We start from the raw sequence: 25693 nt of genomic DNA, 5'->3' as shown, positions 1-25693 counted from the left end.
CCCGACGCCCCGCGGGCGGAGGTCACTCGCGGGCGACGAGGCTCGCGGCCTCCCCCTCGCAGCCCGAGGTGGTGCAGGGCACCACGCCCCACTCCACCGGCTCCTGCAGGGAGTCGCCGTCGGAGACGTACACCTCGACGAGCGCGGTCCCGGCGTCGTCGTCGTAGGCGTGCAGGCGGACGACGTCCTGGTCACCGTCGCCGTCCACGTCGGAGGCGGCCACGTCGAGGTAGGGGAAGTCGGGACCGCCGCTGGTGGGCGCGACCAGCTCCTTCGGCGTGCCGAAGCCGCCGTTGACGAACCGCTGGACCGCGACCGTCGCGCCGTACTCGTCCTCGCCCCACCGGTCGGTGATCAGGTGCACCAGCTCGTCGGCGCCGTCGCCGTCGATGTCGGCGGCGGTGTAGTCGGCCACGCCGTAGCGCCCGTCCTCGATGCGGGTGGTCGGTGACTTGCGGAACCGCTCGCCCGTGCTGAGCAGCACCCGGAACCGGACGCCGACGGCGCCGCCGCCGTTGACCACCCGGGCGGCGAGGTCGTCGAGGCCGTCGCCGTCGAAGTCACCGATGGCGAACTGGTCGTCCTCGTTGGCGCGACCCCCGCGGGACGCGTACTCCACGGGCTCGTCGAAGCCGTCGCCGGCGGAGCGGGCGACCGAGACCACCATGAGCTTCTCGCCGCGGTTGCGGGTGAGCAGCAGGTCGTCGCGGCCGTCGCCGTCGAAGTCGCCCATGCCGTAGAAGCCGTAGTCGGTGCGCCACCGGAACGTCTGCTGCGACAGCTCCTCGACACCGTCGCCGGTGCCGCGCCAGACCGTCGCGGTGACCTCGGTGTCGTCGTCGCTCTCGACGACCTGCACCAGGTCTGGCCGGCCGTCGCCGTCGACGTCGCCGACCTTGGGCCGCTCGATCATCCCGGCGTCCTCGACCGCCTCGCCCAGCGCGGTGCCGTCGGAGGTGAGCAGCACGACCGGCAGGGCCTCGAGGCCGTCGCGCCACACCGAGCGGGCGGCCCGCACGTCGCCCAGCCCGTCGCCGTCCCAGTCGCCGGCGACCGGGTCCGCGATGGCGGCCGGGCCGTCGGTGGCAGCGTCGGGCGAGGCGTCGCCGTCGTCGTCGCCGTCGAACGACCGCACGGCGAGGGTGCCGCCGACCACCGCGACCAGGGCCAGCGCCGCGGCCGCCACCACGGCGGTCGTACGACGTCCGCGGGCGGGCGGTGCGGTGTCGCCCGCCTCCTCGAGCGGGGAGCGGCCCGGCTCGGGGGTCGCGCCGCCGGGGGAGAGCGCGGCCCGGGGCATCCTCGAGAGCGCCACCAGGTCGCTGCGCAGCTCGCCGGCCGAGGCGTGGCGCTCGGCCGGGTCCTTGGCCATGGCGCGCGCCAGGACGCGGTTGAGCTCGACCGTCGCCGCGTCGGTGCCGGGCAGCCGGGGCACCGGCTCGTTGACGTGGGCGACCGCCATCTCCACGTCGGAGCCGACGTAGGGGGCACGGCCCGTGACGCACGCGTGGAGCAGGCACCCGAGCGCGTAGACGTCGCTGGCGGGGGTGGCCGGGGCGCCGTGCGCCCGCTCGGGGGCGAGATAGGCCCAGCTGCCGGCCACGCCGCCGGCCCGGGTGAGCCCGTCGCTGCCCGTGGCGGCCTGGGCGATGCCGAAGTCGCCGAGGTAGACGAACGGCTCCGTGGCGTCGGGGTCGCGGACGAGCACGTTGGCGGGCTTGACGTCGCGGTGCACGATGCCGGCCGCGTGGGCGTCGTGCAGGGCCTCGGCGACCTGGGCGCAGATCGTCGCCGCGAGCTGGACCGGCACCGGGCCCCGCCGCTTGAGCTGGGTGCCGAGGTCGCCACCGGCGACGTACTGCATCGCGAGGAAGGGCGTGCCGTCGACGACGCCGTGGTCGAAGATCGTGGTGATGTGGGGGGAGTCGAGGCGGGCCAGCGTCTCGGCCTCGCGGTCGAACCGGGCGAGGAACTCCTCGTCGCCGGTGAGCTGCGGCGACATCACCTTGAGCGCCACCCGCCTCTGGAGCTTGGTGTCGAGGGCCAGGTGCACCACCCCCATCCCGCCCGCGCCGATCTGCCGCTCGATCTCGTACCGGCCGAACCTGTCCCCAGGACGCACGCGCACCCGACTCCTCTTTGTCTCGTCCGTCTCGTCAGCTGACCCACCGTGCCTGCCCGGTGGAGCCGAGCCCAAACCTCGCTAGGGTCGGCATCCGTGAAGACCCTCGTCATCGGGACCGGCGGGCGCGAGCACGCCCTCGCGCTCTCCCTCGCCGCCGACCCGGCCGTGACCGAGGTGCACGCCGCGCCGGGCAATCCTGGCATCGGCGAGGTCGCCGTCCTGCACCCGGCCGACCCGATGGACGGCACCGCCGTCGCCGACCTCGCCGTCTCCGTGGGCGCCGACCTCGTCGTCGTGGGCCCCGAGGCGCCCCTGGTCGCCGGGGTCGCCGACGCCGTGCGGGAGGCGGGGATCGCGGTCTTCGGACCCTCCCGCGCCGCCGCCCGGCTCGAGGGGTCGAAGTCCTTCTCCAAGGAGGTGATGGCCGCGGCCGGCGTGCCGACCGCCGGCTCGCGCACCTGCACGACCCCCGAGGAGGTCGCCGCGGCCCTCGACGCGTTCGGCGCTCCCCACGTCGTCAAGGACGACGCGCTGGCCGCCGGCAAGGGGGTGGTCGTCACCCTCGACCGCGACGAGGCGCTCGCGCACGCCGCGGGGTGCGAGCGCGTGGTGGTCGAGGAGTTCCTCGACGGCCCGGAGTTCTCCCTCTTCGTGGTCTGCGACGGCAGCGTCGGCCGGCCGCTGCTGCCCGCGCAGGACTTCAAGCGCATCTTCGACGGAGGACGCGGACCCAACACCGGCGGCATGGGCTCGTACGCACCGCTGCCCTGGCTGCCCGACGGCGTCGCCGACTCCGTGATGGCCGACGTCGTCGCGCCGACGCTGGCGGAGATGCGGCGTCGCGGCGCGCCGTTCGTCGGATGCCTCTACGTCGGCCTCGCCCTGACCGCCACCGGGCCGAAGGTCATCGAGTTCAACTGCCGCTTCGGCGACCCCGACGTGCAGCCGGTGCTCGCGCTGCTGACCTCGCCGCTCGGCGGCCTGCTCCGTGCCGCCGCGGTGGGCGACCTCGCGTCCGTGCCCCCGCCGACCTTCGCCGACGGCGCCTGCGTCTCGGTCGTGATGGCGAGCGCCGGCTACCCCGCGGGGTACAGCGCCGGCGACGTCATCGTCGGCACCGAGACGCTCGCCGCCGAGGACGACGTCGACGTCATCCACGCCGGCACCGCCCGCACCGACGCCGGCCTGGTGACCGCAGGTGGGCGGGTGCTCGCCGTCCGGGCGACCGGCTCGGACGTCGCCGACGCGCGCGCCCGGGCGTACGAGGGCATCGCCTCGATCGGCTTCCCGGGCGCCCAGTGGCGACGCGACATCGCCGCCGAGCCGCTCGGCGTGGTCGAGGGCGCCGTCACCCGGGCCTGAACCCCGCGCGGCGGACGTCCCTCGCTCGGCGTCCCGGGCCGCGGATGGGAGGATGGCTGCCCGTGAGCGTCCCCAACGTCCTGGCCACCCGCTACGCCGGCGCCGATCTCGCCGAGATCTGGTCGCCCGAGCACAAGATCGTCCTCGAGCGGCAGCTGTGGGTCGCGGTGCTCAAGGCCCAGCGCGACCTCGGCGTCGCGGTCCCCGACGGCGTCGTCGAGGACTACGAGGCGGTCGTCGACACGGTCGACCTCGACTCGATCGCCGCCCGCGAGCGGGTCACCCGCCACGACGTCAAGGCGCGGATCGAGGAGTTCTCCGCGCTCGCCGGCCACGAGCACATCCACAAGGGGATGACCTCGCGCGACCTGACCGAGAACGTCGAGCAGCTGCAGGTGCGCCGCTCGCTCGAGGTGGTGCGCGACCGGGCCGTCGCCGCGCTCGTGCGCCTCGGCCGGCTCGCCGCGGAGCACGAGACGACGGTGATGGCCGGCCGCTCCCACAACGTCGCCGCCCAGGCGACCACGCTCGGCAAGCGCTTCGCCACCGTCGCCGACGAGATGCTGATCGCGGTCCAGCGCATCGAGGAGCTCCTCGCCCGCTACCCGCTCCGCGGCATCAAGGGCCCGATGGGCACCGCCCAGGACATGCTCGACCTGCTCGACGGAGACGCCGACCGGCTCGACGAGCTCGAGCGTCGCGTGGCCGGCCACCTCGGCTTCGACCACGTGCTGACCAGCGTCGGCCAGGTCTACCCCCGCTCGCTCGACTTCGACGTCGTCTCGGCGCTCGTGCAGCTGGTCAGCGGGCCGTCCAACCTCGCCACCACCGTGCGGCTGATGGCCGGGCACGAGCTGGTCACCGAGGGCTTCAAGGAGGGCCAGGTCGGCTCGTCGGCGATGCCCCACAAGATGAACACCCGCTCGTGCGAGCGGGTCAACGGCCTCGCGGTCGTCGTCCGCGGGCACCTGTCGATGGTCAGCGAGCTCGCCGGCGACCAGTGGAACGAGGGCGACGTCTCCTGCTCGGTGGTGCGCCGCGTCGCGCTCCCCGACGCGTTCTTCGCCACCGACGGCCTCTTCCAGACCTTCCTCACCGTGCTCGACGAGTTCGGCGCGTTCCCCGCGGTGATCCAGCGCGAGCTCGACCGCTACCTGCCGTTCCTCACCACCACCAAGGTGCTGATGGCCGCGGTGCGCAACGGCGTGGGCCGCGAGGCGGCGCACGAGGCGATCAAGGAGGCCGCCGTCGGCACGGCACTCGCGATGCGCGCCGGGCAGGGCGACAACGACGTCTACGGCTTGCTCGCCGCCGACGAGCGGCTCGGCCTGACCCGCGAGCAGATCGACGCGCTCGTCGCCGACCCGATCGAGTTCACCGGTGCCGCCGTGGCCCAGACCCGCGCGGTCGTCGCCCGGATCGAGGCGCTCGCGGCCGCCCACCCGGACGCGGCGGCCTACGTGCCGGGCGCGATCCTCTGACACCACGCGGGCAGTGCGCGCTCCCGGCGCCGCACGCCACTCTCAGCGCGCCACCCGGGCGCCCGAACTGCCTGCACGGTGGCGCTCAGTCGCCGCGGCGCCAGGACAGCACGGCGGCGGCGAAGGCCGCCGACAGCACGACGAGCGCGGCCAGCAGTGCCGCGCGCGCGGCGACCGGGGCGGACGCGACCGTCCCGACCGCCTGGTAGACCGTCATCAGCAGCGCGGCGCCGAGCGCCGAGCCGATCCGCTGGCCGGTCTGGAGCGCTCCGCCGGCCGCCCCGCCCATCCGCGGCGGCACCTCGGCGAGGGTGAGGGTGAAGTTGGGGGAGATGACCCCGCCGCCCCCGATGCCCGCGAGGAACATCGCCGGCGCCAGCGTCCACCACAGCGTGTCGGTGGGCGAGGTCACCAGCCACGCCGCGAGCGCGGTGCCGGTCATCATCACGCCCAGCGCGACCAGGGTCACCCGCCGGCCCAGGCGGCCGACCAGGTTGCCCGCGAGCGGCGAGGTGAGGGCGGAGCCGGCGGCGAACGGCGTCATCAGCAGCGCCGCCTGCAGCGGGGAGAACCCCTCGCCCTCCTGCAGGTGCACCGACAGCACCAGGAAGATGCCGGTGAAGCCGGTGAAGTAGAGGGTTCCGACCACCAGGCCGTTGGCGTAGCCGGGGAGCCCGCGCAGCAGCGACACGTCGAGCAGCGGCGGGCGCTCGAGTCGTACGGTCCGCGCCTCCCACCGCACGAACCCCCACGCGAGCGGCGGGAAGGCGACCAGCGCCAGTAGGGCGACCCCCGCCCCGCCCTCGAGGCTGATCAGCGGGTAGAGCACCGCCAGGACGGCCAGGCCGAGCAGGGCCGCGCCGACGACGTCGATGCGGGGATCCTCGGGCACGGCCTCCGGGCCTGCGCCGACGTCGTTGTCGGGCACCAGCCGGCGGATCAGCACCAGCGCGACCAGGCCGATGGGCACGTTGATGAGGAACAGCGAGCGCCAGCCCTCGTCCTCGCCGAGCAGGCCGATCAGCGCACCGCCGATGAGCGGGCCGGTCGCCGAGGCGACCGCGACGGTGAAGCCGAACATGCCGAAGGCGCGGCCCCGCTCGGCGCCGCGGAACAGCTGCTGGATGAGCCCGGAGTTCTGTGGGGTGAGCAGCCCGGCGCTGGCGCCCTGCACCAGCCGGGCCACGATGATGGCGGCGGCGTTGGGCGCCAACCCCACCGCGGCGCTGGAGACGATGAAGCCGACCAGCCCGATCGTCATCATCCGGCGGCGACCGTGCGCGTCGCCGAGGCGGCCGCCGGCGACCAGCGTCATGCCGAACGCCAGCGCGTAGCCCGAGACCACCCACTGGATGGTGGCGGCCGAGGTGTCGAGCCCGGCCCGGATCGACGGCACGGCGACGTTGACGATCGTGACGTCGAGCAGCGACATGAAGCCGACGACGAGGGACACCGCGAGGATCCGCCAGCGCCGCGGGTCGGGCTGGTACGCCTCCGCTTCGCCGGTGCCCGCCTCGGTCTGCTCGTCCTGGGTCATCCGCGCCAGCCTCTCACCCGCTCCCACGCGCCGGCGTCGCCCGACGGGGCGGGGCGGAGGAGGCGGGGAGAGCGGCAGGATGGGGGCATGAAGGCGGTCCAGGCGCGCGTGAGCGGCACGGTGCAGGGCGTCGGGTTCCGGTGGTACGCCCGGGAGCGCGCGCAGCAGCTCGGCGTCGCCGGCTGGGTGCGCAACGAGCTCGACGGGAGCGTCCTGCTGCACGCCGAGGGCGAGGACGACGTCGTCGACGCGCTCGTGGAGTGGTGCCGGCAGGGGCCGCCGTCCGCCCGGGTGCGCGACGTCGTGACGCGCGAGGCGGCGGCGAGCGGCGCGGCGACGTTCGAGGTGACCGGCTGAGGCGTGCGGGCGTGGCGGGGATCTCGTCGCCGCGGGCTTCGTCGCGCGGGTGCGGCGCCCCGAGACTGGGCCCTGTGAGCACCATGAGCACCCGACGGCGACCCGCATGACCGCCCCCGTCACCGTGTCGGTGACCCGCCACGTCGACCCCTCGCGCACCACGGAGATGCTGGCGTGGGTGCAGGCCGGCACCACGCTCGCGGAGCGCTTCGACGGGTTCCTCGGCTCGGGCTGGGTGCGCCCGAGCGTGGACTCGAGCGACTGGCACATGCTCTACCGCTTCGCCGACAGCGAGTCCCTCGCCGCGTGGGAGGCCTCGCCGCAGCGCGCCTGGTGGCTCGAGGCGGCGCACGGGACCGTGGAGGAGAAGCGGCGCGAGCGGCGTACGGGCATCGAGGGCTGGTTCGACGAGCCGACGTCGGTCGAGGCGCTGAGCGCCGCTCCCGTGCCGCCGCCGCGCTGGAAGCAGATGGTGGTGATCTTCATGGTGTTCCTGCCGCTGAGCCTGACCGCCAACTTCGTCGCCTCCCGCGTGATCCCCGACTGGCCGCTGGTGCCGCGCGTGGTGCTGGTGACCACGGTGATGACGCCGCTGATGACCTACGTCTTCCTCCCGTGGATGACGCGCCGCATGAGCTGGTGGCTGCACCGCCGGTGACGGCTAGGCTCGGCGCGTGGCCGAGCCCGAGATCCCCGCAGCCCCCGCGATCGAGGGCACCACGCACCTGCACTCCGGCAAGGTCCGCGACCTCTACCGCATCGACTCCGGCGAGCACGAGGGTCGGCTGCTCATGGTGGCCAGCGACCGCATCTCGGCCTACGACTTCGTCCTCGACACCACCATCCCCGACAAGGGCGAGATCCTCACCCGGATGTCGCTGTGGTGGTTCGACCGGCTCTCCGGGCTGGTGGGCAACCACGTGGTGTCCACCGACGTGCCCGCCGCCGTCGCGGGCCGCGCCGTGGTCTGCGAGCAGCTCGACATGTTCCCGGTCGAGTGCGTGGCACGCGGCTACCTCACCGGGTCGGGGTTGCTCGACTACGCCCGCACCGGCGAGGTGTGCGGCATCGCGCTGCCCGCCGGCCTGCAGGACGGCAGCCGGCTGCCCGAGCCGATCTTCACCCCCGCGACCAAGGCCGACCTCGGCGACCACGACGAGAACGTCGACTACCGGGCCGTGGTCGAGGCGGTCGGCGACGACGCCGCCGCCGAGCTGCGGATGCTGACCATGGAGGTCTACCGCACGGCCCACGCCGTCGCGCAGGAGCGCGGCATCATCGTGGCCGACACCAAGCTGGAGTTCGGCCGACGGCCCGCCGCCGAGGGCGGCGCCACGATCCTCGCCGACGAGGTGCTCACGCCCGACAGCTCCCGCTTCTGGCCGGCCGACGCGTGGCAGCCCGGGCGCGCCCAGTCGTCGTACGACAAGCAGATCGTGCGCGACTGGCTCACCGGCGAGTCGGGCTGGGACCGCGCCTCCGGCGAGGCGCCGCCGCCGCTGCCGGAGGCGGTCGTGGAGCGCACCCGTGCCCGCTACGTCGAGGCCTACGAGCTGTTGACCGGGGAGTCGTTCTGACGACGCGCCGCTTCACCGCGACCGTCGAGCTCCCGCACTCGGCGGAGCAGGCGTTCGCCTACCTCGTCGACCCGCGGCGGCGTCCGGAGTGGCAGTCGAGCCTGCTCTCCACCGACGTGCCGGAGGACGAGGAGCCCCACCTCGGCCAGTCGTGGACCGAGCTGACGGTGGTCGGGGTGCGCCCGAGCCTGGTGGTCACCGCGTTCGTTCCGTTCCGGTGGTGGGCCGAGCGCGGCACCTGGCGCGGGGTCGAGGCGACGCTGCACCTGCGCTTCACCGGCACCCGCGAGGGATGTCGCGTCGTGGCCGAGGGAGAGGTCACCGGCGACGGCCTCTACGGCGTCGCTGCGCGCAGCTCGGGCCTGCTGGCGGGGCGCGCGATCGCGGCCGACCTGCGCACCGCCGGGCACCGCATCGCCCAGCTCTCGGGCGGGTGACGCGGCTCACGGGCGCTGAGTAGGTTGGCGCCATGGCCAACCTCTCCTCGCTCCTCGAAGGCACCGCCGCGGCCCACCCCGACCGCACGGCAGTGGTGCTGGGTGACACCCGGCTGACCTACGCCCAGGTCGACGCGGCCGCCAACCAGGTGGCCAACCTGCTGGTCTCGCGCGGCATCGAGCCCGGCGACAAGGTGGCGCTGAGCTGCCCCAACCTGCCGTGGTTCCCGATCGTCTACCACGGCATCCTCAAGGCCGGCGCGAGCGTCGTGCCGCTCAACGTGCTGCTCAAGGCGCGGGAGGTGGCGTACCACCTCGACGACTCGGACGCGACGGCCTACGTCTGCTTCCAGGGCACGCCCGAGCTGCCGATCGGCGCCGAGGGCCACGCCGGCTTCGAGCAGGCCGAGGGGTGCGAGCACTTCCTCCTGATCACCGCGGACCCGGCGGCCGCGTCGCCCATCGAGGGCGTCGAGACGCTGGGCCGGGCGCTGAAGGGGCAGTCGCCGGTCTTCGAGACCCGCCAGGTCGACGGCGACGACACCGCCGTCATCCTCTACACCTCGGGCACCACCGGCCAGCCCAAGGGCGCCGAGCTGACGCACCGCAACATGATCTCCAACGCGCTGGTCAGCGACGCGCTCTTCGGCGCCGACGCCGACCGCCCCGACACCCTCCTGTGCGTCCTGCCGCTCTTCCACTCCTTCGGCCAGACCGTGATCATGAACGCCGGGTTCGCCTTCGGCGGCACCGTGGTGCTGCTGCCGCGCTTCGAGCCCGGGCCGGCGCTCGCGCTGATGGAGCAGGAGGGCGTGACGTTCTTCGCCGGCGTCCCGACGATGTACTGGGGCCTCCTCGGTGCGCTCGACGGCTCGGGCGTCGACGTGACGACGATCGCCGACCACGTACGCGTGGCGGTCGCCGGCGGGTCGGCGCTACCGGTGGAGGTGCACAAGGAGTTCGAGCACCGCTTCGGCGTGACCATCCTCGAGGGCTACGGCCTCTCCGAGACCTCCCCGGTCGCCAGCTTCTCCGTGTGGGGCGAGCCGGTGCGCGTCGGGTCGATCGGCACGCCGATCCCCGGTGTCGAGATGAAGCTGATCAGCCCCGTGCCCGGGGTGCGCGAGGACCTCGACGGCGACGACGTCGTGGGCGAGATCGCGATCAAGGGGCCCAACATCATGAAGGGCTACCACGGGCGCCCCGACGCGACGGCCGAGGCGATCGTGGACGGCTGGTTCCGCTCCGGCGACCTGGGCCGCAAGGACGCCGACGGCTGGTACTACATCGTCGACCGGTCCAAGGACATGATCATCCGCGGCGGCTACAACGTCTATCCCCGCGAGGTCGAGGAGGTGCTGCTGACGCACCCCGACGTCTCGCTCGCGGCCGTGATCGGCGTCCCCCACGAGAGCCACGGCGAGGAGATCAAGGCCGTCGTCATCCGCAAGGAGGGCGCCACGGTGACCGAGGACGAGCTCGTCGAATGGAGCAAGGAGCAGATGGCTGCCTACAAGTACCCCCGCATCGTCGAGTTCGTCGACGCCTTGCCGATGACGGCCACGGGCAAGATCCTGAAGCGGGAGCTCGCCTGATGCGCGCCCTCGGCATCGCCCTCGGCGTCCTCATGCTCATCACGGGCGCGATCTGGACCTTCCAGGGCCTGGGCTACCTCAAGGGCAGCGCGATGACCGACCAGAGCGTGTGGGCCATCATCGGCCCGCTCCTCGCCGGCCTGGGCGTCGCGTTGCTCATCGTGGCGCTCCGCCGCCAGGAGTGACGTACGCCGGTCTGCTCCCCGCCGTCGGTTCATCAAGGTATGTCGGCGAACCGGCAGTTCCCGCGGTGAATTGACGCAGGGAGGTGCGGGTTGGTCTGCATACCTTGATGAACCATCACGGCGCCGCGGGGCCGGACAGCCGCTCCTGGAGCGCGATCGCGTCGAACGGCGCGTGCACCTTGGCGTCGTTGTCGAAGTAGACGAACACCTCGCGATCGTCGGCCTCCCACCCGCGTACCTTCTGCTCCCAGCGGTCGAGGGCCTCGTCGGAGTAGCCGCTGGCGTAGAGCTCGGTGTCGCCGTGCAGGCGCACGTACACGACGTCGCTGGTCACCTCGTCGAACATCGGCCACGTGCCGGCGGAGTCGGCCACGACCATCCCGATCCCGTGCGCGCGCAGCAACTCGCAGAACTCCGGCGTGCGGAACGACCGGTGCCGCACCTCGAGCACGTGGCGGAGCGGCCGGTCGACCGGGCACGCGGTGTCGGCGGGCTCCTTGAGCTTGTCGGGGTCATGGTGCGCAGCGGCGTACGACGACGCGGCGGCGGTGGTGCGCGGCAGCAGGTCGAAGAACGCGGCCAGGCGGTCGGGGTGGAAGCCGAGGTTGGGCGGCAGCTGCCACAGCAACGGGCCTAGCCGCTCGCCGAGCGACAGCACGCCGGAGGCCAGGAAGGTGCCCAGCGGCGCCTCGACGTCGACCAGCTTCTTCATGTGGGTGACGAAGCGGGGTCCCTTGACGGCGAACACGAAGTCGTCGGGCACCTGCTCGCCCCATGCGTGCCAGCTCGAGGGGCGCTGCAGCGAGTAGAAGGAGCCGTTGACCTCCACGCTGCCCAGCCGCTCGCCGACGTAGGACAGCTCGAGGCGCTGGGGGAGCCCGGGCGGGTAGAAGTGCGTGCGCCAGCCGGCGTAGCGCCAGCCGGAGATGCCGATCCGTGCCATGTGAGCTCCTCTCGCGCGTCGCGCCGACACCCGTGGCGTACCCGCTCGGTCCACCGTCATGCCCGCCGGGTGCAGGTGCCCAGCGGATCACTAGAATCGACGGTGCCAGTCCACCTGTCTCCAGGAGCGCCCCCGTGGCCAGAGTCGTCGTCGACGTCATGCCCAAGCCCGAGATCCTCGACCCCCAGGGCAAGGCGGTGCTCGGTGCGCTTCCCCGCCTGGGCTTCGACCTCGTCACCGACGTCCGCCAGGGCAAGCGGTTCGAGCTGCAGGTCGAGGGCGAGATCACCGACGCGGTGCTCGCGGAGATCGAGCGCGTCGCCGGGACACTGCTGTCCAACCCGGTGATCGAGGACTTCGAGGTCCACGTCGAGGAGCACTCCGTGGCCGAGGTCGCGCGCGGGGTCGGCCGATGAAGGTCGGCGTCGTCACCTTCCCCGGTTCGCTCGACGACGTCGACGCGCGTCGCGCCGTCACGATCGGCGGCAACGAGGCCGTCGCGCTGTGGCACGGCGACCACGACCTCAAGGCCGTCGACGCGGTCGTGCTGCCCGGCGGCTTCTCCTACGGCGACTACCTCCGCTGCGGCGCGATCTCCCGCTTCGCGCCGGTGATGACGTCCGTCATCGAGGCCGCGGGCCGGGGCATGCCGGTGCTCGGCATCTGCAACGGCTTCCAGATCCTCTGCGAGTCGCACCTGCTGCCCGGCGCGCTCATCCGCAACGACCACCGCAAGTTCGTCTGCCGCGACCAGCGGCTGCGCATCGAGCGCGTCGACACCCCGTGGACCTCGGCCTACGCCGAGGGCGCCGAGGTCACGATCGTGCTCAAGAACGGCGAGGGCGGCTTCGTCGCCGACGATGACACCCTCGACCGGCTCGACGGCGACGGCCGGGTGGTCGCGCGCTACCTCGGCGACAACCCCAACGGCTCGCTGCGCGACATCGCCGGCATCTCCAACGAACGCGGCAACGTCGTCGGGCTCATGCCACACCCCGAGCACGCGGTCGAGGACCTCACCGGTCCGGGCACCGACGGGCTCGGCTTCTTCACCTCGCTCGCTGAAAAGGCATTCGCATGAACGACCAGCTCGCCCCCCGCAGGCTCTACCGCTACGTCGCACTCGCCGAGGCGATCACCTGGGCGCTGCTGCTGACGGGCATGTTCCTCAAGTACGTCACCGACACGACCGAGCTCGGTGTGCAGGTCTTCGGCATGGTCCACGGCGTGGTCTTCATCGCCTACTGCCTGGTCACCGTGCTGCTGGCGGTCGACCAGAAGTGGCCGCTCAGCCGGCTCGCGCTCGGCCTGGGCGCGGCGGTGCCGCCGTTCGCGACGGTGCCGTTCGAGCGCTACGCCGAGCGCGCCGGCCTGCTCAGCGACTCCTGGCGCCTGCGCGCCGAGTCGCCCGCCGGGATCATCGAGCGGCTCACCTCCTGGCTGGTCCGTCGTCCCGCCCAGGGTGCCGCGGTGGGTCTCGTCGCGGTGCTCGGCCTGACCGGCGTCGCGCTCGTCATCGGCCCTCCGGTCTGACCCTGCCGCCCCGCCTTTCCTCGCGTTCGGCCGGGCTCAAGCGGTCACGTCCCCGCTCAACACGTCGGATCCGACGTGTTGAGCGGGTCTGTCACCGCTTGAGCAGCCGCGTCAGCGCCCCTGCTGGAGCTTGTTCCAGGTCTGGCGCGTGGCGACCCCGGAGACCCCGATCCGGAGCCGGGACTGGTAGGTCCGCACCGCGGCCTCGGTCTTGGCGTCGAACACGCCGGTGGCCCGGAAGCGTCCGGCCCCGGCCGCGTTGAGCGCCCGCTGGAGCCGGTGGACCGACTCGCCGGTGGAGCCGCGCTTGAGCGTCGTACGCGACCCGGCGGCGAGGAGGGCGGTCCAGTGCCGCTGGGTGAAGGTGTCGCTGGGGGCGAACCGGCGCGAGGCCTGCCAGGCGCGGGCGGCGGCGACGGTGGCGGCGTCGTACGAGCCGTCGACGGGGCCGGAGTAGGTGCCCCGCTCGGTGAGCAGGCACTGGAGCACCTTGACCCGCGTGGGCTTGGCCTTGCCGGGGGAGAGGGCGGGGTACTTCCAGTAGCCGAGCCGCGTGCCGGGGCAACGGCCCTCGGGCCGCGGCTGGGACCCGGCGCCCAGGTCGATGAAGTTGCTGTCGATGTTGATGGTCACCCCGCCCCACGTCTCGTCGTGGCCGCCGCGGTACTGCTTCATCCGCCCGCCTGGGCGCCAGCCATCCTCGGGGATGTAGGTCGTGGACGTGTTGGCGGCGCCGTCCCACCGGGCGATCCAGATGCGATCGGGGAGCGCGTACTGCCCCGGGCGCTGCGTCCGGGCGTCGTCGAGCATCTTGATGCCCGAGCTGGCGCTGGAGTAGAAGCCGGCGACGTAGCCGAGCGCCTTGATCCGGGTGACCCACCCGCTCGTGAAGACGAGCGCCGACTCGCGGCAGTGGGTGTTGGCGAGGTCGAACCCCTCGAGGTCGTACCAGAGGGTGCTGCCCGGGCCGATGCCGTACGCCGCCGCGTCGGCGGCGTTCTTGTCCGCCTCCGCCGCCCCCTGCGCGGCCGCCGCGGCATATCCGCCGGCCGGGGCGGGGGAGATCCTGAAGTCGTCCTTGTAGCGCGGGAAGCGCGGCTGGCAGGACGCCTGGGGGCCGAGCGCGATGGGCAGCAGCCGCCAGCCGCGGGCGACCTGGGCGGCCACCCAGGTCGGGCTGAGGTGGGGCTGGGCACGACAGGCGCGGGAGTCGCCGGAGATGTAGATCCCCACGGCGGTGAACGGCGACTTCTTCCACCAGGTGTCCATGGCCGACTGGCTCGGCGCGACGCACTGGTCGAAGCCGTAGCCGGTGAAGTCGCCGGGCGTCGCGAGGGCGATCTGGCGCTGCGAGGCGAGCGCGCGCGCCTGAATCGGCTCCTCGGCCGTGGCCGGCGCCGTGCCGAGGAGTGGGGCGACGACCAGCAGCGCGAGGGCGGCGGTGGCGGTCCGGGCGAGGGTGCGGATGGGGCGGGGGCGGCGCATGGGTGACTCCAGCTGCGGGGAAGGGCGTGGCGCGGGCAGGCTACCCACGGAATCACACCTGTCACACCGGTAACAGACGTTCCACGGAAGTACAGCGCTGTAGTTCTCATCCCTGCCTGGCTGAGAACCGTCGGCCGCGGGAGGGAGCAGCCTCAGTCGGAGGTGGGGACGTCGTCGAGGAGGAAGTTGCCCTTGGCCTCCTCGGCCTCGACGAGCTCCTCGAACGCGAGCGCGATGTCCTCCTGGTGCTCGTCGATCATCGTCGCGAGGTGGCCCTGCAGGAGGGCGCCGTGGGGGGACTCGCCGGAGAACACCCGCTCCCAGGTGTCCTCGCCGCCGCGGATCTTCTCCACGAGCGTGCGCATGTCGTCGCCCAGCTCCCCCGACTCGGCCTGCTCCTCGAGCGCCTTCCTCTCCTCGTCGGTGAGCAGCGGGCGCGCGTCGAGCTCCTCGACGGTCGCCTGCAGGTCGGCCAGGCTCGAGGTGAGGTCGTCGCGGGCGGCGCTGATCGCGGCCAGGATCTCCTCCTGGCTCCGGGGGTCGGTGCTCATCGGGGTGCCCTCATGCGCGGGAGGCTACGCCGGCGCGGCGGGCGCCGCGACCACCGCGCGGTGCTTGCCGATCGTGGGCGTGGCGACCGTCTCGGGGTCGCGCACGATGCTGCTGGGCGCACCGCTCGACATCGGGCCGCCGGCAGTGGAGACCGGCGCCCGGTCGCCGTCGAAGAACCGCTTGACCGACGAGATGAGCGACTCGACCTGCTTGAGGATGTCGATGAGCTTCATCAACGTGCGGAAGGCCTTCATCACCGCCTGGAAGGCCTGGAACACCGCCTGCACCACGCGCGCCCAGCCGACACCGGGGATGCTCATCGTCGCGAGCGCGGCCGAGACGGTCTGCACCGCCGACTTCACGCACTGCACGACCGACAGCGCGGTCTGCCAGGCGTCGCGGCAGACCTGCACGACGGTCTGGCCCATCTGGATGAGCTGCCCGGCCTGGGTGTCGAGCGAGCCGACCCAGGTGCCGATCTGGGCGATGGCCGCGTCGGACGCCCCGCCCTGCCACGTCTGCGAGATGGTGCTCCCGCCGCTCTGCAGGTTGGCCGAGACGCCCCTCATCGACTGGCCCAGGGCGCCGAAGGACGATCCCTGGGTGGAGGCGCCGACCACGTCGCCACCGATCTTCTCGGCCAGCTCGGCGCGGATGTCGAAGCCGGTCAGCATGCGCACCAGGTCGCACACGGTGTCGTAGGGGAAGCCGAAGCTGACCTGCGGCAGGCTCGTCTCGGTGGCGGCGGCGCGCTTGATGGTGGTGTCGGCGACGTCCCAGAAGCTGCTCGACCCGTCGCGGCCGTCGACGCCCGACGCGCGGTGGCGGCGTACGACGCCGTCCTCGGTCAGCGTGAAGTCGCGGGCGGTGGCCCGCAGCGCCTCGGCGTGGTCGGCCATGCCGCGACCGTTGTCCTCCAGCGACTGGTGCACCGAGGGCAGCAAGGCGTTGTAGGCACCCATCATCGTCTCGAGGATCGGGCCGAAGTCGGTCTGCACGAGGCTGGCGCCGCCGTTGCGGGCGATCCCGCTGAGGTCGTCGCTGGCGCGCTGCACCTGCGCGGACCAGGCGTCGAGCTCGGAGAGGTCGACGGTCATGACGGCGTTCATCGCGGCTCCTGCAGGGCTGTGGGGTGGTGAGGCAGACGTTCCCCTGGCAGGCCGCCGCGAAACTCACCCGGCCGCCGGAACGTTCCGTCCACAGCCGGGGTCGGGGCGCGTTTTGGCCCCCAGCGGCGCGGGTACCTCGTCAGGGTGAGCGCACCCGGCAAGCGGTCCCTGATGCAGGTCGAGCCGGCCAGGCTGGTCGAGCTGGCGGGCTCCTCCGAGCGCATCCTCGACGCCATGAGGCACGACTGGGCCGTCGCGCTGCCCGAGCTGTCGGGTGCCTGCGCGGCGCTGGGTGACGCGACGGGCACCGCCAACCTCGCCGCGTCCTACGCCGACGCGCTGGCCGACGCCGACGAGGTGCTCGGCTCGCTGTCCGGTGCCCTCGAGGTCGGCGTCGCCGGACTGGTCGACGCCGCGCGCGACGCGACCCGGGCCGACGACGGCGTGGCCGCCGAGCTCGAGCGCGCAGCCCAGCTGCTGGGGGAGGGCCCGTTCGGCCTGATGCCCGGTCCGGGAGGTCGATGACCGTGCCGGCCCACCCGTGGGAGCTGCGCGCCGACGTCATGCCGCTCGAGGCCGCCGCCCAGCGGTGGGCCGAGGTCGGCGCCCTGGTGGCCCGCCGCGGGGACGAGCTGGTCGAGGCCGCGCGCCGCGCCACCGAGGGATGGGACGCGGCGGCCGCCGAGAGCTACGAGGAGCACCGCCGGCAGGTGCTCGCGCACCTCGACCACTTCACCACCCTGGCCGAGCGGATCGCCGACTCGCTGCGCGCGTCCGCGGGTCTCCTCGCCTCGTCGCAGAAGGAGCTCGACCAGGCGTGGACGACCGTCGCGGACGTCCCCCACGAGGTCGTCGGAGAATCGCGGCACCTGGTCTTCAGGCCCTCGGAGGACGAGGAGCGCGGCAGGGTCACCCGCGGCCAGGCCGAGGCCGCCGACATCCGGCGCCGACTGGCCGCTGCGCTCGACCAGGAGAGCGCCCGGCTTCGCGCGGCGCGCGCCGAGCTGGTGACGGTCCGCACCGAGCTGCTCCCGCTCACCGGCGGCAGCTTCCCGGTGTTCGACGGTGCGGGAGGGGAGGTGTCGGGTGTCGGCACCCTCGTCGCGACGCCGTCGACCTCCGTGCCCGGCTCCTCGCAGGCGGGGGCCGGGGGCGTCGCCGCCCTGCCGCCGCTGACCCCCGTCGCGGTGACGGTGCCCGACCTCACGGGCGTCTCCGCGGCCGCCCTCGCGCCGCTCGCGGCCAGCGGTGCTGCCGCCGCTGCCGGACGGGGCAGGTCCGAACGCCCGCCGCTCGGCACGCCGCCCGTGGGCGCCATGGGCGGCGGCGCGATGGCCGCGCGCGCAGGCACGATGTCGCGCGGGATGGCGAGCGGGCGCGGCGGACCCGCCCGGATGCCGGGCCCGAAGCCGGAGAGGACCGCCGCCGAGGAGGCCGCGGCGCGCGCCGCCCGCGAGAAGGAGGCGTTGCGCGAGGCCAAGCGCGCGGCGCTGGAGCAGAAGCGCGCCGAGCGGGCCGCCCGCAAGGCAGAGCGCGCCGCCGCACGCGACGGCCAGCCCGCCGGCCGCTCGCGCGACGGCGCCCGCCGCGACGACGCCCAGGACGACGGCCAGGACGACGGCCGGGACGACGCGCACGACGACGCCGAGGGCCCGGAGCAGGACGAGGAGCTCGACGCCGAGCTCGACGCCGCGGCCGACGGTCGGACGGGCCAGCCGGCCGCCGAGCGGAGGCAGGCCGTACGCGTCGTCCACGAGGCGGCTCCCGAGAGCGGTGCCGGGGCCGCGCGCCGGTAGATTGACGCCGTGCCCGACACGAGCGCCGCCCCGCTGCCCGCTGCCCCCGAGAAGGCCGGTCTCACGACGTCCGGCGCGACCGCCACCCTCGACACGGTGGCCCTCGCGGCCACCGACGCCGAGCGCGAGCAGCCATGGGCCGACCTGGGCCTCAAGGCCGACGAGTACGCCCGGATCCGCGAGATCCTCGGCCGGCGCCCGACGAGCTCCGAGCTGGCGATGTACAGCGTGATGTGGAGCGAGCACTGCTCCTACAAGTCCACCAAGGTGCACCTCAAGCAGTTCGGCGAGATCCCGCAGGAGACGCCCGTCGGCACGATGCTGGCCGGCATCGGCGAGAACGCCGGAGTGCTCGACATCGGTCAGGGCTACGCGGTGACCTTCAAGGTCGAGAGCCACAACCACCCGTCGTTCGTCGAGCCCTACCAGGGTGCGGCCACCGGTGTCGGCGGCATCGTGCGCGACATCCTCGCGATGGGCGCCCGCCCGGTCGCGGTGATGGATCCGCTGCGCTTCGGCCCGCTCGACGCCCCCGACACCGCCCGGGTGCTGCCCGGGATCGTGGCGGGTGTCGGCGGCTACGGCAACTGCCTCGGCCTGCCCAACATCGGCGGTGAGGCGGTCTTCGACGAGACCTACGCCGGCAACCCCCTGGTCAACGCGCTCTGCGTCGGCGTGCTCCGCCACGAGGACCTCCACCTCGCCAAGGCGTCGGGCGCCGGCAACCAGGTGGTGCTCTACGGGGCGCGCACCGGAGGCGACGGCATCGGAGGCGTCTCGGTGCTCGCCAGCGAGACGTTCGACGCGACCGGGCCCGCCAAGCGGCCGAGCGTGCAGGTCGGCGACCCCTTCATGGAGAAGCTGCTCATCGAGTGCACGCTCGAGCTCTTCGCCGCCGGGGTGATCGCCGGCATCCAGGACCTCGGCGGCGCCGGGCTCTCGTGCGCCACCTCCGAGCTGGCCTCGGCCGGCGACGGCGGCATGCACGTCGAGCTCGACCGCGTCCCCCTCCGCGACTCGACGCTCGCGCCGGAGGAGATCTTGATGAGCGAGTCGCAGGAGCGGATGATGGCGGTCGTCGAGCCCGCCGACGTCGAGGCGTTCATGGCGATCTGCGCGAAGTGGGACGTCGAGGCCGTCGTGATCGGCGAGGTGACCGACACCGGCCGCCTGCACATCGACTGGCACGGCGAGCGCGTGGTCGACGTACCCCCGCGGTCGGTCGCCCACGACGGCCCGACCTACCAGCGGCCCTACGCCCGCCCCGCGTGGCAGGACGCGCTGCAGGCCGACGGCGCGGAGGCGCTGCCGAGGCCCTCGAGCGGCGACGACCTCCGCGCGACGCTGCTCAGGCTCGTGGCCTCGCCCAACCTGTGCGACAAGTCGTGGATCACCGACCAGTACGACCGCTACGTCCAGGGCAACACGGTGCTCGCGCAGCCGGCCGACTCCGGCATGGTGCGCGTCGACGCCGACACCAACCTCGGGGTCTCGGTCTCGACCGACTGCAACGGCCGCTTCGCCAAGCTCGACCCCTACACCGGTGCGCAGCTGGCCCTGGCGGAGTCCTACCGCAACGTCGCCACGGGCGGCGCCCGCCCGCTGGCGGTCTCCGACTGCCTCAACTTCGGCTCGCCCGAGGACCCCGCGGTGATGTGGCAGTTCGCCGAGGCCTGCCGCGGCCTCAAGGACGCCTGCCTCGAGCTCGGTATCCCGGTGACCGGCGGCAACGTCAGCCTCTACAACCAGACCGGCGAGACCGCGATCCTGCCCACGCCGGTCGTCGCGGTCCTCGGGGTCATCGACGACGTCACCCGGCGTACGCCCACCGGCTTCGGCGCGGCCGGCGAACGGGTCTTCCTGCTCGGCGAGACCCGCGAGGAGCTGTCCGGCTCCGAGTGGGCCCACGTCGTGCACGGCCACCTCGGCGGGATGCCGCCTGCGATCGACCTCGCCGCCGAGCAGGCGCTCGCCGCGCTGCTGCAGGACGCCGCCCGCGACGGTGTCGTCACCAGCGCCCACGACCTCTCCGACGGCGGCCTCGCCCAGGCGCTGGCCGAGTCGGCCTTCGCGCGCGACCTCGGGGTCTCGGTCTCGCTCGACGCTGTCGCCGCCGACGCGTTCGTGGCGCTGTTCTCCGAGTCGACCGCCCGCGCCCTGGTGACGGTGACCGACGAGCAGGCCGACGCCCTGGTCGCCCTGGCCCAGCGCCACGGGGTCCCCCTCGCGCCCCTCGGGCGCACCGGCGGCGACACGATCTCCGTCGAGGGGGTCTTCGACCTGCCCGTGGCCGAGGCCAAGGCCGCCTGGCGGGCCACGCTTCCCGCGGCCCTCGGCTCCTGACCCACCCACCCACCAGCACCCGGCCCGGCGCGGCCGCGGGGGTAGTGAGGGAGAAGCTGGGGGTCAGCTCGAGCGGCGCATCGCGCGGACGCCCACCCAGAGGCCGAGGGCGGCGACGAGGGCCGCACCTGCGACACCCTGGCCGACGACGTCGGCGGGGAAGGTGCCCGCGAAGAGCGCGCGCACCGCGTCCACGACGTACGTCATCGGGTTGAGCTGCGAGACCACCTCGAGCCACCGGGGCGCGCCGTCCACCGGCAGCAGCACGCCGGCCGTGAGCAGCGCCGGGAACAGCAGCGTCTGCTGGACGGTCCAGAACATCCAGTCCTGTCCCTTCGAGGCGAGCGCGAGGGCGAACGACAGCGAGCCGACGCCGACGCTGAAGACCGACAGCACCAGCGCCGCCGCCAGCGCGCCCGCGAGGTGCAGGTCGAAGCTGAACGGTGTCACGACCGCGACGATGATCGCGACCTGCATCAGCATCGGCACGACCTCCTTGAGCGCCCGCCCGACCAGCAGCGCCGGGCGGCTGAGCGGGGAGACCAGCTGGCGCTCGTGCGAGCCGGACTGCATCTCCTCCATCAGGTTGGCCCCGGTGAACGAGGCACCCATCAGCGCGGTCATCGCGACGATGCCGGGCACGAACCACTGCAGCGCCGAGCCGTCGGCCATCTCCGGCAGGAGCGGTGCGAAGAGGCCCAGGAAGACCAGCGGCTGGATCATCGCGAAGACGACGGCCATCGGCTCGCGCCAGACCGGCCTGAGCTCGCGGTTCATCACGTTGACGGTGTCGGACAGGAACGCGCTCATGCCGCGACCTCGCTCTCGGTCTGGGCGGACGCGGCGTCCGCGCCGGGGGTGGACTGGGTCTCGCGCAGGCTGCGCCCGGTGAGGTCGAGGAAGACGTCGTCGAGGGTCGGTCGGGCGACCTCCACCCGCAGCGGCGCGACGCCGTCGGCGGCCAGGTCGGCGAGCAGGTCGCCGACCATGGCGGAGCCGTCCTTGACCCGCAGGTCCACGCCGTCGGCGCCGATCTCGACGCGGGCGTCGGGGACCCGTTCCAGCCGGGCGGAGGCCCGGGCCGAGTCGGCGGGCGACCCGAAGCCCAGGCGCACCAGGTCGCCGAGCCCGCTCTTGAGCCGGGCGGCGGTGTCGTCGGCGATCATCCGACCGTGGTCGACCACGATCACCCGGCCGGCGAGCGCGTCGGCCTCCTCGAGGTAGTGCGTGGTGAGCACGACGGTGCTGCCGCTCTCGGCGTGCAGGCGCCTCACGAGCTCCTGAAGGTTGGCCCGGTTCTGCGGGTCGAGCCCGGTGGAGGGCTCGTCGAGGAAGAGCACGCGGGGCAGGTGGACCAGCCCCATCGCGATGTCGAGCCGACGCCGCTGCCCGCCCGAGAGGGAGGAGACCTTGCGGTCGGCGACCGCGGCGAGGTCGAGCTCCTCGACGAGCTCCTCGGCCCGGCGACGGGCGTCGGCGCGCGAGAGGCCGTGCGCCCGGCCCTGGCTGACGAGCTCGTCGCGGCCGAGCTGGCGGTGCCCGGCGCCGTTGCCCTGGCCGACGAAGCCGATGGCGCGGCGTACGTCGCGCTGGGCGCTCACGACGTCGTGCCCGGCGACGCTCGCCGAGCCCGCGGTCGGGGCGATGAGCGTGGTGAGCATGCGGAGCGTGGTCGACTTGCCCGCCCCGTTGGGGCCGAGGAAGGCGACCAGCTCGCCCTGCCCGATCTCGAGGTCGAGGTCCTGGACGGCCTCGACCGTGTGCTTGCGCGAGGTGAAGTGGCGCGTCAGGCCACGGGTCACGATCGCCGGTCCGGTGTGGTGGTGAGTCATGACACCACGCTAGGAACGCATGCGGCCAGTTACTGTCCGCAATCGGACTAATCTGGATCCATGAGCACGAGCGAGCGGATGCTGCGGTTGCTGTCCCTGCTCCAGACCCACCGCTACTGGCCGGGCCCGGAGCTGTCCGAGCGGCTCGAGGTGAGCCCGCGGACCGTCCGGCGCGACGTCGACCGGCTGCGCGAGCTCGGCTACACCGTCGACGCGGTGCGCGGCGCCGCCGGCGGCTACCAGCTGCGCGCCGGCGCCTCACTGCCGCCCCTGCTGCTCGAGGACGAGGAGGCCGTCGCGATCGCCGTCGGCCTCCGCACGGCCGCGGTGGGCGCGGTGGGCGGGACCGACGACTGGTCGGTGCAGGCCCTCTCCAAGGTGCTGTCCCTGATGCCTCCGCGGCTGCGTCGGCAGATGGACGCGGTCGCCTCGCAGACCGAGACGCCGGGTCCGTGGGAGGGGGCGCCCGTCGTCGACGCGACCGTGCTCACCACCCTCGCCCAGGCCTGCCGCGACAGCGAGCTGCTGCACTTCGACTACGCCGCCCGCGAGGCCGAGGTGACCCACCGCCGCGTCGAGCCGTTGCGGCTGGTCTCGCTCGGTCGGCGGTGGTACCTCGTGGCCTACGACCGCGACCGCGGCGACTGGCGCAGCTTCCGGCTCGACCGGGTCACCGATCCCGAGCCCACCGGCCAGCGGTTCCGTCCGCGCGACCTGCCGGCCGAGGACGCGCTCGCCTTCGTGCAGCAGGGCATCCGGCGGATGCCCCAGCGCCACGCCGTACGCGCGCGGGTGGCGATGCCGGCCGACGACCTCGCCGCGCAGGTCGGGCGGTGGGGCACCGTCACCCCCGACGGCGAGGGCTGCGTGCTGGAGATGAACGTCGACGACCTGGGCTGGCCGGTCATGGTGCTGGCCGGCTGCGGCGCCGAGTTCACGGTCGAGTCGCCGGCCGACCTGGCCGAGCGGGTGGCCGAGGTGGGCGCCCGCTTCTCCCGCGCCGCCGGGGGGCGCTAGGCAGCAAGGGCGGGCTTGCCCTCGAGGGCCCACTCGGACGGCCGGGGCACCGATCGGATGGAGCGGCTCGAGGTGAGGAGCACCGCCAGCAGCGCGGTCGCGGCCACGAGCACCGTGATCGCCGTGGCGCCGCCGTGGTGCTCGAGCAGGTAGCCGCCGAGCAGCGGGGCCAGCGGCATCACCGACATCGAGACGAACTGGCTGGTCGACGACACCCGGCCCTGGAGGTGGTCGGGGGTCACGGCCATCCGGTAGGAGCTGATGCCGGCGTTGCCGACGGGGTTGAGCAGCAGCAGGAGGAAGGTGCAGGCGCAGGCGGTCCACACGCTCGACGACACCGCCAGCGGCACCAGGGGCAGGCAGCACATCCACCCGATCAGCACGGTCAGCCGGCCCGTCGGCATCCGGTGGATCAGGCTCGGCGCGATCGCCGCGCCGAGGATGCCGCCGACCCCTGCGGCGGTGGAGACCTGGCCGATCTGCGCGGTCGGCGAGCACGCCCGCCGGCAGCAGCGTCGCGCAGAGGCCGCCGAGGTAGGCCGCCTCGACGACCCCCGCGTCCTGCGCGCGCTGGCCCACCCGGTGCGCGGGCGGATCCTCGACGAGATCGAGGCGTCGGGGTCGGTACGCGCGGCCGACGTCGCCCGGGAGCTCGGCATCCCGGCCAACCAGGCGAGCTTCCACCTGCGCCAGCTCGCCAAGTACGGCCTGGTCGAGGAGGCGCCCGAGGAGGCCCGCGACCGGCGCGATCGCGTGTGGCGCAGCGCCGCCCCGGACGGCTACACGGTGCGGCTGGGGACAGCTCGAGAAGGCGCCCGGCGGTCGGGCCGCCGTCGAGGTGTTCCGCCGCACCAAGGAGGCCTGGGGCCACCACGTCATCGAGCGCTCCTTCGACACCACCCACCCGGAGGGGAGCGGGGTGTTCGCGCTGTCCGACCACGCCCTCAAGCTCACCGACGACGAGGCGGCCGAGCTGCTGCGCGAGGTCGACGCGCTCGTGGAGGCGTGGGGTGCCCGCACCCGTGGGCGCGGCGACCCGGAGCGCCGCACCTACCTGCTGATGAGCGTCGGCCAGCCCTACCCCGACGCCACCGAGTGAGCCGACCGGGCCGGCGGGCCGTGCTGCTCGGGGCGAGCGCGGTCGGCGTGTCCGCCACCCTCGTCGGCTGTGGCGAAGAGTCGTCCGGCAGGGTGGACGACGTGCCCAGCGGACCCGAGCGGATCACCTACGGCCGCGACCCCAGCCAGTGGGTCGACCTCCACGTCCCGGCGGGCGAGGGCCGCGGACTGGTCGTCGTGATCCACGGTGGCTTCTGGAAGGCCCGGTACGGCGCCGACTACGGCGCCCCGTTGGCCGAGGACCTGGCAGCGCGCGGCTGGTCGGCGGCCAACGTCGAGTACCGCCGCGTCGGCAACGGCGGGGGCTTCCCCGAGACCCTCGACGACGTCCATGCGGCCATCGGCGCGGTCGCGGCCCACGCCCGCGGCCCCGTCGTCACGCTGGGCCATTCCGCGGGTGGCCACCTCGCCACGTGGGCGGGGGCGCGCACCCGCTTCGGGCGCTGGGCGAACGGCCCGGCACTGACCCACGTCGTGAGCCAGGCCGGGGTGCTCGACCTCCGCTCGGCGCTCGCGGACCGCCTCGGCGACGGAGCCGCGACGGCGTTCCTCGGCGATCCGGACGAGGCGGCCTACGAGCAGGCCGACCCGCTGGCCCAGGTGCCGCTCGACGTCGCGGTGTGGGCGGTGCACGCGCGCGACGACGACACCGTCCCGTTCAGCCAGGCCGAGGCCTACGTGGCGGCGGCGACCGCGGCAGGCGCCGAGGCGAGGCTCGTCGAGGTCACCGGCGGCCACTTCGGTGTCATCGACACCGACAGCGACGCGTGGGCCGCCTGTGTGCGGGTGCTCGACACCATCGGCTGACCTGCTCGGCGACCACCCTGCAGGCAGTGCGCGCCGCGCCGCCGCTGCGCCCCGCTCGGCACGGGGCGACCTCGCGCCAACTGCCTGCATGGTGGCCGTCTAGCCTCGGTCCGTGCCTGCCCGACTGAAGGTCCTCACGCCCGACCAGCTCGCCACGGCGGAGGCCGCGGGTGACACCCGGGCGCTCGTCAAGCACTACCTCGCGGTCCTCGAGGTGCGCGCCCCGGGCCGCTCCGTCGAGGTCCGGGTGCCGCCCTACGCCGCGGTCCAGGTCGTGCCCGGCGTGCGGCACACGCGCGGCACGCCGCCGGCGGTCGTCGAGACCGACGCCGACACCTGGCTGGCCGTGGCCACCGGGCGTACGACCTGGGCCGAGGCGCTCGACTCCGGCGCCGTGGCCGCGAGCGGCGAGCGGACCGACCTGTCGCCCTACCTCCCGCTGCGCGACTGACCCACCGGACCGGGCCGAAGGTCAGGGCCGACGGGGGTGTGCACCCGCGC

27 protein-coding genes and 1 pseudogene are annotated in these 25693 nt (G+C 73.8%); 19 read left to right on the top strand and 9 right to left on the bottom strand.

Annotated elements, in window-relative coordinates; translation table 11 throughout:
* Positions 1-22: 22 nt before the first annotated feature.
* Positions 23-2122, bottom strand: coding sequence for a serine/threonine-protein kinase (locus AC3X7Z_RS05765; protein ID WP_489975297.1), 2100 nt, complete (start codon positions 2120-2122; stop codon positions 23-25).
* Positions 2123-2218: 96 nt separating this feature from the next.
* On the opposite strand from AC3X7Z_RS05765, the gene purD reads away from it, so the two are divergent.
* Together purD and purB are read left to right on the top strand one after the other, a co-directional pair.
* Positions 2219-3487, top strand: coding sequence for a phosphoribosylamine--glycine ligase (gene purD, locus AC3X7Z_RS05760; RefSeq protein ID WP_489975296.1), 1269 nt, complete (start codon positions 2219-2221; stop codon positions 3485-3487).
* A gap of 62 nt (positions 3488-3549) precedes the next feature.
* The gene (gene purB, locus AC3X7Z_RS05755) at positions 3550-4968 is read left to right on the top strand and encodes an adenylosuccinate lyase (RefSeq protein ID WP_489975295.1); all 1419 of its coding nucleotides are present in this window, start codon (positions 3550-3552) and stop codon (positions 4966-4968) included.
* Between the two features lie 85 nt (positions 4969-5053).
* Here the strand turns inward: purB and AC3X7Z_RS05750 are convergent, their stop codons facing one another.
* Positions 5054-6505 (bottom strand): MFS transporter, encoded by a 1452-nt coding sequence (locus AC3X7Z_RS05750; protein WP_489975294.1) that lies wholly within the window; start codon positions 6503-6505, stop codon positions 5054-5056.
* Positions 6506-6592: 87 nt separating this feature from the next.
* Between AC3X7Z_RS05750 and AC3X7Z_RS05745 the strand changes: the two genes are divergently transcribed.
* The 6 genes from AC3X7Z_RS05745 to AC3X7Z_RS05720 all read left to right on the top strand — a co-directional run bounded on the left by AC3X7Z_RS05745 (position 6593) and on the right by AC3X7Z_RS05720 (position 10656).
* Positions 6593-6862, top strand: coding sequence for an acylphosphatase (locus AC3X7Z_RS05745; RefSeq protein ID WP_489975293.1), 270 nt, complete (start codon positions 6593-6595; stop codon positions 6860-6862).
* Positions 6863-6968: 106 nt separating this feature from the next.
* On the top strand, positions 6969-7520 hold the full coding sequence (locus AC3X7Z_RS05740) for an antibiotic biosynthesis monooxygenase (protein WP_489975292.1): 552 nt from the start codon (positions 6969-6971) through the stop codon (positions 7518-7520).
* Between the two features lie 16 nt (positions 7521-7536).
* Positions 7537-8439, top strand: a complete 903-nt coding sequence (locus AC3X7Z_RS05735; protein ID WP_186339322.1) for a phosphoribosylaminoimidazolesuccinocarboxamide synthase — start codon at positions 7537-7539, stop codon at positions 8437-8439.
* Positions 8328-8876 carry an SRPBCC family protein gene (locus AC3X7Z_RS05730; RefSeq protein ID WP_241005459.1) on the top strand — a complete coding sequence of 183 codons (549 nt, stop codon included), beginning with the start codon at positions 8328-8330 and terminating at the stop codon, positions 8874-8876. Before AC3X7Z_RS05735 ends, AC3X7Z_RS05730 begins: the two co-directional genes overlap by 112 nt.
* 32 nt (positions 8877-8908) lie before the next feature.
* Complete coding sequence (locus AC3X7Z_RS05725; protein WP_489975291.1) at positions 8909-10471, top strand: long-chain-fatty-acid--CoA ligase; 1563 nt, start codon at positions 8909-8911, stop codon at positions 10469-10471.
* Complete coding sequence (locus AC3X7Z_RS05720; protein ID WP_186339320.1) at positions 10471-10656, top strand: hypothetical protein; 186 nt, start codon at positions 10471-10473, stop codon at positions 10654-10656. The genes AC3X7Z_RS05725 and AC3X7Z_RS05720 overlap by 1 nt, the downstream gene beginning before the upstream one ends.
* Before the next feature lie 115 nt (positions 10657-10771).
* Here AC3X7Z_RS05720 and AC3X7Z_RS05715 read toward each other — a convergent pair whose 3' ends face one another.
* Positions 10772-11599: a DUF72 domain-containing protein gene (locus tag AC3X7Z_RS05715; RefSeq protein ID WP_489975290.1), complete on the bottom strand. Its 828-nt coding sequence runs from the start codon at positions 11597-11599 to the stop codon at positions 10772-10774.
* 134 nt (positions 11600-11733) lie between these two features.
* Between AC3X7Z_RS05715 and purS the strand changes: the two genes are divergently transcribed.
* From purS to AC3X7Z_RS05700, 3 genes are read left to right on the top strand one after another with little or no spacing between them, the layout of a single operon-like run.
* Complete coding sequence (purS, locus tag AC3X7Z_RS05710) at positions 11734-12015, top strand: phosphoribosylformylglycinamidine synthase subunit PurS (RefSeq protein WP_186339318.1); 282 nt, start codon at positions 11734-11736, stop codon at positions 12013-12015.
* Entirely contained in the window at positions 12012-12680 is a 669-nt protein-coding gene (gene purQ / locus AC3X7Z_RS05705; RefSeq protein WP_186339317.1) for a phosphoribosylformylglycinamidine synthase subunit PurQ, read from the top strand. The genes purS and purQ overlap by 4 nt, the downstream gene beginning before the upstream one ends.
* Positions 12677-13132, top strand: coding sequence for a DUF3817 domain-containing protein (locus AC3X7Z_RS05700; protein WP_489975289.1), 456 nt, complete (start codon positions 12677-12679; stop codon positions 13130-13132). The genes purQ and AC3X7Z_RS05700 overlap by 4 nt, the downstream gene beginning before the upstream one ends.
* Before the next feature lie 111 nt (positions 13133-13243).
* On the opposite strand, the gene AC3X7Z_RS05695 is transcribed toward AC3X7Z_RS05700, so the two are convergent.
* The 3 genes from AC3X7Z_RS05695 to AC3X7Z_RS05685 all read right to left on the bottom strand — a co-directional run bounded on the left by AC3X7Z_RS05695 (position 13244) and on the right by AC3X7Z_RS05685 (position 16278).
* Positions 13244-14617 (bottom strand): glycoside hydrolase domain-containing protein, encoded by a 1374-nt coding sequence (locus AC3X7Z_RS05695; RefSeq protein ID WP_489975288.1) that lies wholly within the window; start codon positions 14615-14617, stop codon positions 13244-13246.
* Between the two features lie 152 nt (positions 14618-14769).
* Complete coding sequence (locus AC3X7Z_RS05690; protein WP_186339314.1) at positions 14770-15168, bottom strand: hypothetical protein; 399 nt, start codon at positions 15166-15168, stop codon at positions 14770-14772.
* Between the two features lie 24 nt (positions 15169-15192).
* Complete coding sequence (locus tag AC3X7Z_RS05685) at positions 15193-16278, bottom strand: hypothetical protein (RefSeq protein ID WP_489975287.1); 1086 nt, start codon at positions 16276-16278, stop codon at positions 15193-15195.
* 144 nt (positions 16279-16422) lie between these two features.
* On the opposite strand from AC3X7Z_RS05685, the gene AC3X7Z_RS05680 reads away from it, so the two are divergent.
* The 3 genes from AC3X7Z_RS05680 to purL are packed head-to-tail and all read left to right on the top strand — an operon-like array spanning position 16423 to position 20417.
* Entirely contained in the window at positions 16423-16803 is a 381-nt protein-coding gene (locus tag AC3X7Z_RS05680; RefSeq protein ID WP_186339312.1) for a hypothetical protein, read from the top strand.
* Complete coding sequence (locus AC3X7Z_RS05675) at positions 16800-18074, top strand: hypothetical protein (RefSeq protein ID WP_489975286.1); 1275 nt, start codon at positions 16800-16802, stop codon at positions 18072-18074. Before AC3X7Z_RS05680 ends, AC3X7Z_RS05675 begins: the two co-directional genes overlap by 4 nt.
* A 33-nt stretch (positions 18075-18107) precedes the next feature.
* Positions 18108-20417, top strand: a complete 2310-nt coding sequence (gene purL, locus AC3X7Z_RS05670; RefSeq protein WP_489975385.1) for a phosphoribosylformylglycinamidine synthase subunit PurL — start codon at positions 18108-18110, stop codon at positions 20415-20417.
* A gap of 63 nt (positions 20418-20480) precedes the next feature.
* On the opposite strand, the gene AC3X7Z_RS05665 is transcribed toward purL, so the two are convergent.
* Together AC3X7Z_RS05665 and AC3X7Z_RS05660 are read right to left on the bottom strand one after the other, a co-directional pair.
* Positions 20481-21227: an ABC transporter permease gene (locus tag AC3X7Z_RS05665; protein ID WP_186339310.1), complete on the bottom strand. Its 747-nt coding sequence runs from the start codon at positions 21225-21227 to the stop codon at positions 20481-20483.
* Positions 21224-22249, bottom strand: coding sequence for an ATP-binding cassette domain-containing protein (locus AC3X7Z_RS05660; protein ID WP_186339309.1), 1026 nt, complete (start codon positions 22247-22249; stop codon positions 21224-21226). The genes AC3X7Z_RS05665 and AC3X7Z_RS05660 overlap by 4 nt, the downstream gene beginning before the upstream one ends.
* A gap of 60 nt (positions 22250-22309) precedes the next feature.
* Between AC3X7Z_RS05660 and AC3X7Z_RS05655 the strand changes: the two genes are divergently transcribed.
* Positions 22310-23266 carry a helix-turn-helix transcriptional regulator gene (locus tag AC3X7Z_RS05655; protein WP_489975285.1) on the top strand — a complete coding sequence of 319 codons (957 nt, stop codon included), beginning with the start codon at positions 22310-22312 and terminating at the stop codon, positions 23264-23266.
* On the opposite strand, the gene AC3X7Z_RS05650 is transcribed toward AC3X7Z_RS05655, so the two are convergent.
* A complete protein-coding gene (locus AC3X7Z_RS05650) occupies positions 23263-23508 on the bottom strand; it encodes a hypothetical protein (RefSeq protein ID WP_489975284.1) in 246 nt (81 codons plus the stop codon). The two genes, AC3X7Z_RS05655 and AC3X7Z_RS05650, sit on opposite strands and share 4 nt — an antisense overlap.
* Before the next feature lie 19 nt (positions 23509-23527).
* Here AC3X7Z_RS05650 and AC3X7Z_RS05645 point away from each other — a divergent pair.
* From AC3X7Z_RS05645 to AC3X7Z_RS05630, 4 genes and pseudogenes are all read left to right on the top strand, one after another.
* A pseudogene (locus AC3X7Z_RS05645) lies at positions 23528-23926 on the top strand (hypothetical protein); the annotation flags it as partial.
* 178 nt (positions 23927-24104) lie between these two features.
* Positions 24105-24365, top strand: coding sequence for a hypothetical protein (locus AC3X7Z_RS05640; protein ID WP_489975387.1), 261 nt, complete (start codon positions 24105-24107; stop codon positions 24363-24365).
* A 101-nt stretch (positions 24366-24466) separates the two neighbouring features.
* Complete coding sequence (locus tag AC3X7Z_RS05635) at positions 24467-25192, top strand: alpha/beta hydrolase (protein WP_489975384.1); 726 nt, start codon at positions 24467-24469, stop codon at positions 25190-25192.
* A gap of 112 nt (positions 25193-25304) precedes the next feature.
* Positions 25305-25643, top strand: a complete 339-nt coding sequence (locus AC3X7Z_RS05630; RefSeq protein WP_186339307.1) for a sterol carrier family protein — start codon at positions 25305-25307, stop codon at positions 25641-25643.
* Positions 25644-25693 lie beyond the last annotated feature (50 nt).

The organism is Nocardioides sp. Z24_21 (assembly GCF_058134345.1).
This window is presented reverse-complemented; position numbering and strand designations above follow the sequence as displayed.

Bases quoted from the DNA above. Each gene is read 5' to 3' on its own strand.
- AC3X7Z_RS05720 (WP_186339320.1), top strand. From the start codon at position 10,471: ATGCGCGCCCTCGGCATCGCCCTCGGCGTCCTCATGCTCATCACGGGC.
- AC3X7Z_RS05725 (WP_489975291.1), top strand. From the start codon at position 8,909: ATGGCCAACCTCTCCTCGCTCCTCGAAGGCACCGCCGCGGCCCACCCC.
- AC3X7Z_RS05695 (WP_489975288.1), bottom strand. From the start codon at position 14,617: ATGCGCCGCCCCCGCCCCATCCGCACCCTCGCCCGGACCGCCACCGCC.
- AC3X7Z_RS05660 (WP_186339309.1), bottom strand. From the start codon at position 22,249: ATGACTCACCACCACACCGGACCGGCGATCGTGACCCGTGGCCTGACG.
- AC3X7Z_RS05740 (WP_489975292.1), top strand. From the start codon at position 6,969: ATGACCGCCCCCGTCACCGTGTCGGTGACCCGCCACGTCGACCCCTCG.
- purQ (WP_186339317.1), top strand. From the start codon at position 12,012: ATGAAGGTCGGCGTCGTCACCTTCCCCGGTTCGCTCGACGACGTCGAC.
- AC3X7Z_RS05665 (WP_186339310.1), bottom strand. From the start codon at position 21,227: ATGAGCGCGTTCCTGTCCGACACCGTCAACGTGATGAACCGCGAGCTC.
- AC3X7Z_RS05750 (WP_489975294.1), bottom strand. From the start codon at position 6,505: ATGACCCAGGACGAGCAGACCGAGGCGGGCACCGGCGAAGCGGAGGCG.
- AC3X7Z_RS05715 (WP_489975290.1), bottom strand. From the start codon at position 11,599: ATGGCACGGATCGGCATCTCCGGCTGGCGCTACGCCGGCTGGCGCACG.
- AC3X7Z_RS05700 (WP_489975289.1), top strand. From the start codon at position 12,677: ATGAACGACCAGCTCGCCCCCCGCAGGCTCTACCGCTACGTCGCACTC.
- AC3X7Z_RS05685 (WP_489975287.1), bottom strand. From the start codon at position 16,278: ATGAACGCCGTCATGACCGTCGACCTCTCCGAGCTCGACGCCTGGTCC.
- AC3X7Z_RS05745 (WP_489975293.1), top strand. From the start codon at position 6,593: ATGAAGGCGGTCCAGGCGCGCGTGAGCGGCACGGTGCAGGGCGTCGGG.
- AC3X7Z_RS05690 (WP_186339314.1), bottom strand. From the start codon at position 15,168: ATGAGCACCGACCCCCGGAGCCAGGAGGAGATCCTGGCCGCGATCAGC.
- AC3X7Z_RS05655 (WP_489975285.1), top strand. From the start codon at position 22,310: ATGAGCACGAGCGAGCGGATGCTGCGGTTGCTGTCCCTGCTCCAGACC.
- AC3X7Z_RS05675 (WP_489975286.1), top strand. From the start codon at position 16,800: ATGACCGTGCCGGCCCACCCGTGGGAGCTGCGCGCCGACGTCATGCCG.